Source organism: Emticicia agri (genome assembly GCF_004168285.1).
Classification (GTDB): domain Bacteria; phylum Bacteroidota; class Bacteroidia; order Cytophagales; family Spirosomataceae; genus Emticicia; species Emticicia agri.
Genome location: NZ_SEWF01000089.1, coordinates 1 through 12,016, shown reverse-complemented (window position 1 = coordinate 12,016; position 12,016 = coordinate 1). Strand labels below are relative to the sequence as shown.

The 12,016-nt window shown below is 29.2% G+C and carries 6 protein-coding genes and 2 pseudogenes; 4 read left to right on the top strand and 4 right to left on the bottom strand.

The window, feature by feature from the left end:
- From EWM59_RS26685 to EWM59_RS26675, 3 genes and pseudogenes are all read right to left on the bottom strand, one after another.
- A pseudogene (locus EWM59_RS26685) lies at positions 1-302 on the bottom strand (hypothetical protein); the annotation flags it as partial.
- Entirely contained in the window at positions 254-583 is a 330-nt protein-coding gene (locus EWM59_RS26680) for a hypothetical protein (protein ID WP_130023523.1), read from the bottom strand. The pseudogene EWM59_RS26685 and the gene EWM59_RS26680, both read right to left, overlap by 49 nt.
- 574 nt (positions 584-1,157) lie before the next feature.
- On the bottom strand, positions 1,158-1,736 hold the full coding sequence (locus EWM59_RS26675; RefSeq protein ID WP_130024267.1) for a uracil-DNA glycosylase family protein: 579 nt from the start codon (positions 1,734-1,736) through the stop codon (positions 1,158-1,160).
- 165 nt (positions 1,737-1,901) lie between these two features.
- On the opposite strand from EWM59_RS26675, the gene EWM59_RS26670 reads away from it, so the two are divergent.
- From EWM59_RS26670 to EWM59_RS26655, 4 genes are all read left to right on the top strand, one after another.
- Complete coding sequence (locus tag EWM59_RS26670; protein ID WP_130024266.1) at positions 1,902-5,051, top strand: phosphoribosyltransferase-like protein; 3,150 nt, start codon at positions 1,902-1,904, stop codon at positions 5,049-5,051.
- Between the two features lie 220 nt (positions 5,052-5,271).
- Positions 5,272-8,898: a P-loop NTPase family protein gene (locus EWM59_RS26665; protein ID WP_130024265.1), complete on the top strand. Its 3,627-nt coding sequence runs from the start codon at positions 5,272-5,274 to the stop codon at positions 8,896-8,898.
- A 6-nt stretch (positions 8,899-8,904) separates the two neighbouring features.
- The gene (locus EWM59_RS26660) at positions 8,905-11,064 is read left to right on the top strand and encodes a hypothetical protein (protein ID WP_130024264.1); all 2,160 of its coding nucleotides are present in this window, start codon (positions 8,905-8,907) and stop codon (positions 11,062-11,064) included.
- A 136-nt stretch (positions 11,065-11,200) separates the two neighbouring features.
- Positions 11,201-11,434 carry a hypothetical protein gene (locus tag EWM59_RS26655; protein ID WP_130024263.1) on the top strand — a complete coding sequence of 78 codons (234 nt, stop codon included), beginning with the start codon at positions 11,201-11,203 and terminating at the stop codon, positions 11,432-11,434.
- A gap of 158 nt (positions 11,435-11,592) precedes the next feature.
- On the opposite strand, the pseudogene EWM59_RS26650 reads toward EWM59_RS26655, so the two are convergent.
- Positions 11,593-12,016, bottom strand: a pseudogene (locus EWM59_RS26650) (integrase core domain-containing protein); the annotation flags it as partial.

The following is a 12,016-nucleotide window of genomic DNA, read 5'->3' as shown; positions in this document are numbered from 1 at the left end:
CTATCTTCGATTGGTTTACGATACATCCCCTTACGTAAGCGGATAACAAAATTTAACTCAAAGGCAAGCAAATGGCTAAACCATTCTTTTCCTATAAACTCTCTATCGGCTATCAATAATTTGCCATGCAAATCTATGAGTACAAATGCCTTACGAATGAAATTGATACGATCCTTTTCTGATAATACACCTTTATGTTCATAAACTTTAAAGTACACAGGTAGGGCTACACCTTTTACTTGTGCTGCCAATACTAAAACGTGTAATTCAAAAGAACCGATTTTCCATTCTGTTGCATCCAAAAAAAATTATCTGCTTTCTTAATAAGGCTGTTGATAACCCATAGTAATAAGTCTATAAAAAGCCTCGTTGAACTATATCTATTGAAAAACCGAATTAAACGTTGATAATAACTACCTGATTTTAAACCTTTTTTGTCCATTATCTTTGCCATATCGTCTTTCATCTTGTAAAGATTAGTCGTTTTACTAGTCAGTAAACCTGTCAATACCATCATTACATTTTCTATCATGCTTTTATGATATTTACCTTTGATTGTGCTAAGTTTGTCTGTGAGAGTCATTGGGTGTGAGTTTTGTTTGCTTCGTCGCTACAAAATTCGCCTTTTTGGCTCTCTTTTCAACAAACTATTTTAAAATGGTGTAGTAGTATAAGTCCATAGATATACCAAAGGGTTGAGTAGAAAGAAGTTTAGTAAATTGCTTGGTGTTGATGAATCTACTCTTAAGACTTGGGAAGCTAACAACTATAATTCTATGCCTCATAATATGAAAGTATTACAATCTCTGTTGAGCGAATTTAACAGCTAATGGTTAGTGTAAATTTTTTTTATTTATTTAGTAAACAAACTTAGCAGGTATTATATCTGCTAAGTTTGCTTTATCAATCTAACCTGTTTAAGTTTTTTTCTTTCATTCAAGATAGTCGTCCAATTTTTTGCCTTAACAATCTCTTACAATTCTAATTATAAATACGAGTAAAAGCTTAAACACTCAGCCTTACTTCACTATTTTTAAACTTTATGTTTTTCATCTTGTGAGGGAACTAAAATTGCAGAACATAGAACCAAAGTAAGCGGAAGGAAAATATTTTTATAGCGCCAGTAGCATCAATATTCATATATTTATAAAGCATCTTTACGAGCTACTTATTATACTTTTAGCTATAATTTTCAATTCCGGTAGTACCTCTCTGCTGAACCACTGGTTCTTAGCTTGCCAGATGTTGTTTCTTGGCGATGGATGAGGTAGAGGGAAAAACTTAGGCAGGTACTCTTGATAATGGCGGACGGTTTCGGTAAGAGTATTTTTGACTCTTGCTCCTAAATAGTAGTTCTGGGCGTATTGCCCTACTAATAGCATTAGTTCTACGTTTGGCATCTGGTCTAATAATTGGCGGTGCCATAAAGGGGCACATTCGGGACGAGGGGGTAAGTCTCCGCTTTTGCCTGTGCCGGGATAGCAGAAGCCCATTGGTATCACTGCAAAGAGGTCGGTATTATAAAAAGTAGGTTTATCGACACCTAACCATGAACGTAGGTTATCTCCACTCTTATCGTTCCACGGGATACTGGTGTTATGCACGATTCTGCCCGGTGCCTGCCCGACAATTACAATCTTACTTTGGGTACTCGCCTCTACCACGGGATTCACTCCTGCAATCAGATACTGTTCGCATATATTGCAGTTTTTTATTTGGGAGAGAAGATGGAGCATAGTGCTTAATCCGTATATTATTCTATTTTTTAGATTATAAAGAAGAAAATATTATACCAATAAATAATTTTATTCTAAAGTAATTTCGTATAATTGAAACATTAAATTTACATCATTTCTCCAATTTTTTGCTTAAACTATAAAGACCTAACACCTAATTGTATAATGTCACAAGCACTTAAAAATTTAGATAAATTTATTGAAAAAGAAAGCAATTTAAAATCTATTGACTTTTTAGAAAACTTATCTTCTTTAATAAAAGACGTAGAATCCATTAACCACAAAAAGAGTTTTATGGATTTTTTGTTTGATAAAGAAAATGAAAAAAATATTCAGCGGCTCATTTCTTTTTCTTTCATAAGAATTTTAAGTAATAATAATTATAATCATTTAGATAGTTGTAAACATCAAGTGTTAAAAATAATTCAACTAGCTCTTCCAGACCTGTGCCACCAACTTAAAATTAGTGATAAAACGGAGACTTTTGAGAAAGAATCAATATTAACTGATTTTTTAAGGAAAAGTGAAAAGGAATTTGATGAGAACTTAGTTTTTACGGGAAATATATCAGATTTAAATGGATTCCAACAAAGCTTTAGGAGATTAGCATATAACACTAAAAAGAATCCTATATTAATTGAATTCACAGAAGATTTATTAAATAAATCTCAAATTGATAAAATCTTTACTAGAATAGATGAATATCTTGATTCATCAGAAGAATTAAAGTATGAACAATATACCACCTTAAATATTTTTTTAAACTCTATCCTACAACAAGCTAGTGAGTTAGGAACAAAATATTCAATAAATTATATTTTGAATTCATTTACAAATATTAAAGAGGTCATTGATAATGATATAGAAAGGTCTCCTTTCTTTTTACCTGCTAAACTTGAAATATTTAAGACTGAAAAAAAATATCCTTTACTTAAAGGCATATCAAACAAAATAAATATTGGTATTTCTAATAAAGGTAAAGGCTATGCGCAAAATGTCAGATTGGGAATACTTGACTATAATAAAAGTGATATTCTTTTTCCAAAAACAGAACAATTAATTGGTACTATAAACTTCAAGGATATTATTATAGAATTTGATTATGAAGTCATAAATACCACTAGCTCTATAATTCTAGAGCTAGAGCTAACTTGGGAATCTAATATTGAGAAAAATAATAGATTTTCTGATTTCATAGAATTACAGTCACAGATAGCGAATATTAATTGGGAAGAAATAAAAGGCAAGGAGCCTTATAACCTTGAACCTGTCGATTCTGATGCGGAGTTAATAGGTAGAGACAGTATACTTCAGAAACTAAGAAATATGCAAAACTTGCCATTAGGTTCATCTTTTATTTTTGGCCAAAGAAGAGTTGGAAAAACTTCAATAGTAAAAACATTATTAAATACTAATAAAGAGAATAATTTTCTAATACAATATATTGAAGCTGGTGATTGGAACGATGCTCATGATACTCATAGTAGTATGAACAATCTAGGGATAAAAATATGCAAAAAAATAAGGAAGTTTAATTCAAAATTTAGTTCGGTTCCAATTCCTGAATTTAATGGTTCTTTAAATAAATTAAGCGACTTTTTAGAGGATATTGAAGGTATTGATGATAAATTCAAATTTCTACTAGTCTTGGACGAATTTGATAGAATTCCAAGAGACTTATATGAAAGAGGAGAAATAGGGCAATCATTTGTTTTAACACTTAGGTCTATTAGTAATCGTCCTCAATTTGGTTTCATTCTTGTTGGAGGCGAAAAACTTGAGTATATATTAACCAATTGGATGGAATTTAACAAGTTTACACCAATTAGAGTAGATTACTTTAGTAAAGAAAGAGACTGGGATGATTTCAAAAAACTAATTAGAAAACCAGTAGAAAACATTCTTGAAGTCTCGGATAGTGCAATAAATTTTATATATGAAGAAACAGCTGGCAACCCATATTTTACAAAGAAAATTTGCATGGAATTATTCACAAATATGATATCTAATAGAGATATTCATGTAACTGAAAATGAAATCAAAATTGCAACGGTAAATGCCAGAAATAGTGCTAACATAGGAGCAACTGATTTTTCACATTTTTGGGAAGATGGAATCAAAGGAAAGATAGAAAAAGAAGAAGAAATTTCGATTAAAAGAAGAAAAATATTAATAATAATTGCTAAAATTATTCTTTTTCAGCAAAAACTGACTAAACAAAATATTATTGATAAGGGATTAGAATTTGCATTAAAAAGTTCTGATATTGAAAAAGAATTATCTGATTTTGTTACAAGAAAAATTATAAACTTTCAGAATGATGAGTATTCCTTTGTAGTTAATTTCTTCAAAGATTGGCTGATTAACGGTGGTACTGAAAAAATCGCTTCTACTTTTGAACAGGAAGAAAAAATGTTGTTAAGTCAACAACTGGAAGAAAAACTACGAATAAAAACTGAAGAAATAAATTCTTTACAAATCAATTCAAAAGTATATAAAGGGATGGCAGTAACTACAACTGCAATAAGAAACTGGTTGAATCAATTCGAGGATATTCACGAACAAAGAATTATATTTAAATTACTTCAAAATTTCAAATTATATACTGAAGAAGAAATTAGAGAAAAATTGAAAAAACTTTTCGAGGGTGTTCAAAGATACTCTAAACGAAGAAATTTGATTAGAGTTATAAATGCTAATGAACTCAAGAGAAGTGATTTTATAGTATCATATTTAGACAGTAGTCCTGCGAAAGGTGCAAGTTTTTATACCAAACTATTTGCGAATGAAAATAAAATTTATGCAGGTAATGTATGCACTCCTGAACTTATTCAGAAGAAAATATCTGAAAATCCAACTCTTAAAGGATTAATAATTATTGATGATTTCATTGGAACAGGCAATACTATTATAGAAAATTTTAAAAACTATTTTGACAGTGATTTATGTAGATTACTGAATGACAAAAAAATATTTGTTATTGTAGGGGTTATTACTGGATTTTTAGAGTCCAAAGAACTAGTGGAAAATGCACTTAAAGAACTTGACTTAGAGGGAGAAGTTATGATATTAGATATACTAAATAATAATGATAGATGCTTTGATCCAAATTTGAAAATTTTTGATAATTCTGTAGAATTAAGGAATGCCAAAACTATATGTTTTCAAAAAGGAGAATATTTAGAACCCAAAGCACCTTTAGGTTATTCTGATTCACAAACACTAATAGCTTTTCCACAAAACTGTCCGAATAATACTCTTCCAATTTTTTGGAAAAGAACTGATAGTTGGGTTCCTTTATTTCAAAGAAATTAATTCAAATTCCTTCTTACATTTATTTACCCCCTATCTCGCCCATTGCTCCGAAAAATCTTTTTTACAAAAAACACCTCAAAATATCCTATTTACTAAATGAAACCTGAATATAACTACTCCTTTATTAATAAATATACCAAATAATAATTCAGGATAATTACTTAATTTTATATACTCAAAATGTTTTTGAAGCCTTTATTATATCTACACTGTACATTTTATGAATTTTAATTATTCCGATTATTATTTTCTAGACTCATTTAAGAAAAAAGCAGGATTCAAGCCTGTTTATGGTCCTACTGGCTTAGGTAAAACCTATGGAATAAAAGAGCTCATAAAGAGAGTTCTGGCAGAATCACCAGATCAAAAATTTATCTATATTACCAATCGTCATGCTTTAATTCAGGAATTAAATAAAGATTTATTAGAAATTGGTATTGCGCATGATTTTGAAACTTGCTATTTAAAGACTGATATTGAAATTATCAGAGAACTCTTTACGAATAATGAACTTATTATTATTTTAAGAAGGCTAGTTAATAAAGATTTTTTTCGTTTCAATATATTTCTTGGTGATAATAGCAAGGAAAGCCTGATACACTATTTTGATAATAAAGTTAAAATACTTAGCGAGTATGAAAATGATTTAAAAAGTCTTAAAAATCAACATATTCTAAAAGATGAAGTAGAAAAAATTTATAGTATTTTAGTCAGAAATCTAAAAGAACAATTTTTTCAATTTAAAAAATCTAATATTCAAAAACTGCAGGCTTCATTTTTAAACGACCCAGATATATGGAAGTTATTTCCATACATAAAATTTGAAAACGACACCCATTCAAAAGTGCTTTTAGGTACTGTTCAAAAGTTTTGCAGAGGCTTTTTTAATGGTAAAAGAGATTTAAAACTGCATGATCTGAAACATCCAACAGAAAATGAAATCTTCTTGATTTTCATGGATGAATTTGATTTTTTAGAGAATGAAATTTTAGAAATTTTATCTGAAGAACCTCAGCTTCAAAATTCTATTGAGTTTATAAGATTCTTTATGGAAGACTTTGAGGATTGGAGCAAAGGAGAATTTTGGAACAAGGATAAAGATTTACTTTTTGTCAAGGAGCAAATGCAGAAAACTTACGATTTTTTAGAAAGTCAGATTAAAGAAAACAAGTTTTATTTTCCGAAATTAAGAAAATTCATATTTAATAATGATGAATTTCAGGATGCTGAGAAACAAAGATTTATTTTGTTCCAGAATAACAGAACAGTTTTATCAGAAACATTTTATCTAGAGCAAGTAAAACTAGGAAGAAAAGCTTTTAAGATAGTAAAAGACAGAAATGAAAACACTGTTGATACTTATGCTTTTTTCAGCATGATAAAATCTGCTACGGAACAATTATTACAAACATTTGATAAAGTACGTGATAGAGGTGTTGTAATGCAAGAACTTATTCGTGAAATCTGGGATACAAAAAATGATAATACCAGCGGGGAATACAACCGATATATCACTAAGAATTTTACTTATCGGTCAATAAAACAGCATAAAGAGCAAAGTGACTTCAGCTACTACTCAGGCTTTTCTCTAATTACAATTAAAAAAGAAAATAATGTAGATCACGAACTTGCGCAAATAGAACAATTAGAACTTATTACTTCTCCTGAATCTATTATTTATCAGTTAGCAAATAAAAATCTGGTTTTTGCTCTATCGGCAACAGCTGATATTGACAGAATGGTAAATTCATTTAATATGAAGTGGCTAAGAGATAATATAGTAAATTACATTGAGCCTTCTTTAGCAGATATTGATTTAATAGAAAAACTAAAAAGAGAGAAGAGTGAAATAAGAAAAAGTCAAGTTAGGTTTGCCATAAATGAACCTGTTACTCAGAATAATTCAATTTTTCCTGTAATCAAGCTCTTAAAAAAGACAGGTTTTTATCAAGAAGAAAAAGATGCAACTGGTTCAAAATCAGAGAACCATAGAGAAGATGCAAGTTTACGTTTTTTTGGATGTCTTGAATGGATTCTAAATAAAAGTCAAAATAGAACTCATCTTGTTTTTTGTAACTCTTTCAAAAGAGAACATCTGTTTTTTGATGAAACCCCTGATATATTTAATAAAGATAATCTTTCGCAAATATTTAACGATATATGCCGAAACGAACTCAAAAAAGCAGAATTTGAAGTTCAAAAGTTAGAATTTGGTTACAAGCTCAAATTTCAGGAAAAGAAAGCTAATATAATTTTTTTAAATGCTACAAAAAATAAAGAACTTGGAGAGTATATTTTAAAAAATGACAAATATAATCCAGCTTATGATGACCTATTCTTAGACAAAGAAGTTGATAAGGTGATTCTGATAACTCAGTATGCTACTGCAAGTAATGGTTTAAATATCAGATGTTTAAATATTAATTCTTCTGATAAATCTGATTTCGAAGGAATTCACCTATTAGATCCAAAAAGGTACTGGTTTGCTATTGAACAAAAAACAAAAGAAGAATCATTAAATAATAAGAAAAAAGCACTCTGGTATTTCTGGAAGCTATTTAAAAATTCAGAGATTAATATTCAGAACTTCAGACATTTCCTAAAAAAGACCAATTTAGGAGAGTTTAACACCTTTTATGCTAAACAAGCGAAAGAACATACATTAAGTCAAATCTCACTATTTTATCAGGCTTTAGGAAGGGTTGATAGAAATAAAAGTGAAATGCCAGTTATTGAAGTTACACTTGCTCAAGAAGTCAAAAATATCTTCATTGATTATTTACAAGCCCCCTATTTTCAAGAAATTATTGAAAAAAGAGAAAAATATACTGCTACATTCATCTTACAACTGCATGATGAAATTCTGAAGCAATCAAGAAAAGAAAAAATAAGGAAGGAGATTGCGCAGGTACAGGACATCTCATACGAAAATCAAAAGAGTAAAGACACAATTTCATGGCTTTTAAGTGAAATAAAGAAAATCAATACAGGTGATTATAATGGTGAAAAAGTACAAAGTATTATTGGGGCATGGCAATTAGTAAGAGAATGCGTTTTAACTAATGATGTAAAAGCACAAATTTCAATTAATAATCAAATAATTGATTTTCAGGATTTTGTTTTTGAAACATCATTGTTACAAGATGATAATACATTATTCTTATCATTCCCAGAGCATAAAATTTACCCAGAAAAATTTAAAACAGAGGAGAATGAAATCAAATACTGGGATTTAGATGATCCTTTCAGGTTTATCAATAATAACGAATTTCTTAAAAAGAAATTTAAAAATGAGAATTACCAAATTACTTTTCAAAAACACCCATATCAGCAAAAAATCTTTACCCCGTATATCCAACAGGCGATTCTTCGGGGAGCAATTGGAGAAGAAAGTATTAAATTCTGTTTAGAAAAATATGGAGTATATTGTGAAAATATATCCGAAAGTATTTCAATCCTTTTTGAGCTATTTGATGCCAAAATGTTAAACAAGCCTGTTTATTTGGATTTCAAGAATTTCAGCAAAAATACCCAGCAATTATTTGAATTAGATGAAAATGATTTTTTTTACGACCCAGATTTTGATAGTAAAAAATTTATTGAAAAAGTACAAAGAAAACTCCAAAAAATAAGAGACATAACAAGGAATCAATCAGCTAAGTATGTCGTCATAAACTTTGTATCAGCAATAGAAAATCGAACCAGATTTTTTGATATATCACTCAAAGAAGTGCACCATTTTTCAGAATGTGATATTGCTATTGTTCCAAGTTGCTTATCATATGAAAACCCCAATAATATTTCGATAGAATTTATAAAGCTAGTGCATTCATTAAAAAATCTCTGAACACCAATGAATAATAGTAAAAAACATAAAACTGCCACTTTAGACACTACAACATTAATTATCGATTTTCAAAACTCTGATTTTCAAAAACTGACAAGTCAATTACAAATATGGGAATATATTTTACCTAAGCATATACCCACAACAGGTTCTGATTATACAAAACTTCATATATGGGCACGAAATGAAACCAATAAACCCTATTATTTGCACGCTCAGACCTTCAGATTATACGTTATTTATGAAGTAAAAGAAAATGTTGAAGAGTTACTTTGGGGAGAACAACAGTTAGATAAAAAACAATTATCAGACTTATACAAACAAGATATTTTACACTGCATATTAAAGGTTTTGATGGCTCATTTTGTTCATCAGACTCAAAAATTTGTTAGTAATAATAACTTTTACTTACTAGTTAAAACGTATTCTTCAGGAAAGGGTAATAGTTATGCAGATGTTCTAAAGATATCACCTAAACTTAATATACAAAAAGACTCTGATAACCGAGAAAATGGACTTTTTGAGCTATTAGTAAGTGATACTGGTACAAGGCTTAAACGTAATGAATTTAGTAAAAGAGACCAAAGGAAAGTTCCGTTTAGCTTTGTAGAGCTACCCAATGGCCAAATTTCATTTAAACAACTCAAAACTAAAGGCATAGAACAAGATCAGTTAATTTATGAAGAAAATACGTCAGTAGATCATAAGACTAAAATCAGATTTCACAGTATTGAAAGTGTAGAGGCTTATGAAAAATCAAGAAACTATTTGCTGGAAACTTTTTGTAAGGGATTTCTTAATTATTTACAAGCCTTAGGATTTAATGTCAGTACAAAACAGCTACATTTAGAACAAAAAGAAAAACATCTAAATGAAAAAATATTAAGTTACCAACGTTTCGATATAAAAGTTATTGATAAACGATTTAATCAAAATCAAAGCTTTTTATCAATTATCAACCTGTTGAATAAGACCGAATATGGAATAAAATTCATTGCAAGTACTGAAAGTAAAGCAGAAAAAGATGATGTTGTTTTAATTTTGATGGATTACAGCCAGGGAGATTGTGAACAAGATGGTGTTTTACCTAATAGAATAGAGGACGATGGTTATAAAATTATCAAAAAAACAGGCTTTACAATTTCACAAGGTTTTTGTATTAACAAAAATACTTTTTTAAAAAAAGACGAGAAATTGTCTCTCTCAGAAAATGATTTTTTGAAATACGAAGATGTTGAAGTAAAATATAACTCCTTTGTAAACGAAAATTTAAAAAGAAATTTTGAAATATGTTTACAACAATTATATCTGAAAAATCTGATTGTTAAATCTATTAACGTTCAAGAAAAACTACCTCATTTTAATCTCATTAAGAATTTAGCCTTTATACATTGCTTTACGAAGAATAATCAAAGATACAATTATTTATGCTATGTAGAAAACGAACAATTATGTTTTGAAAGTAATTTGGGAAGTGAAAAATCACTTTCTATATTGAACAGATTTGAAATTGAAGGGATTGAGGAAGTTGTTTCTTTCAGAAAGTCATATGATCAGTATTTAAAATTCGATACTGGTAATATTTACATTATCTTATCTAAAGAGTTTATTTGGGAAATATATGAGATTTCCGAAAAAGTCTTGTATCCCTCAAAAGTCCATGATGTTCTTTTAAAAAGAGAGTTGCAAAAGAATAAATATGAATTTGAACTTGATAAGGATTGCGAAGTTTTCTCAAATACTACAAGTCAGAATTATAATACTTACCTGGCATCACAAGTAGATGACTTTATCAGCTTTGAAAAATTAGTCGAAAAAAAATACTATAGAGAAAAAATTTTTGAAATACTCAATATCAAAAATGAGATCGATTTAGCAAAAGCTCTCAAATTTGAAGGCAAAAAAACTGGCTTTTTTGCCACCTCACAAGGAATCTGGTTTGATAAAATACATACTCAATACTTTGTAGGAAATAAGCATTCGTACGTGGATTACAGGCAAGAAAATGGGTTTACGTTAAGAAAAATCGGAGTCTTAAAAGGTAAGTTCAATAAAGAAATATTTTTTCCCCTTCTAAATGTTGATTTTGTAAAATATAAAGGCTTTACTATCTATCCATATATCTTTAGATTAATAAAAATTCATCATGATTTGAATAATTCTTAACCGGATATTATGGGCTACCTGTTAAAGTGAAGATAATTAAATGAGTTGATTTAATTGATTTTACTTAAAAATCAGGCATTAATTAATATGATTTTATTCTTTATATTAGTATCTTAATGTGTAAATAAATAATAAAATGAGAACATTTGAGAGATATAATTTAAACTTTCAAAATATTATAGACGCCCCTAATGAAATCCTAAATAATTTCTTCAATGAAGTATCAAGAGAAGAGCTTATTTCTTGGCTTTCCTGGAATGATAGGAATGGTATATATGAAGACAGGTATAGTATAATGGAATTTGGCAATGTAATGACAAAAGAAAAAGGTATTGAAATTATGAGAAAGCAGATTGAAGAAAGTATATAATAGTGTAATTTGTAATAGACAAGACTTAATCTGACAGAAGGGTGCTAAAATTAACTGTCAGATAGCATATTAATAGCATTCCAGTTAAACTCTGGATTAGATGACTGAACTGGCACTTCAGTCATTTTTTTATTGTCTTCTAAGATGTTTATTTTAAAGACCTCTTCCAAGAGCTTGTCTTTAGCTAACTGTAAACTATCCATAAAAGTTTGCATTGGTGTTTTACCATAGCAATATTTACCAGTATGAGTTCTCTGAGTATTATAATGATTCAGCCACGAATCTAAGTCTTTTTGTAGTTCTGATAAAGAATGATACAGTTTTTTACGAAAGGCAACCGCATAAAATTCATCCTGAATAGTACGATGGAAACGCTCGCATATACCATTAGTTTGAGGACTTTTGGCCTTAGTTTTAGTATGGTCAATATCTTCTATAGCCAAATATAATTGATATTCGTGTTGCTCCCTATTACCACAATATTCTGTACCCCTATCAGTTAAAACTCTTAGTAGACGAATCTGATTTTGCTCATGAAAAGGAATAACCTTATCATTGAGCATATCAGCGGCTACTAAAGCG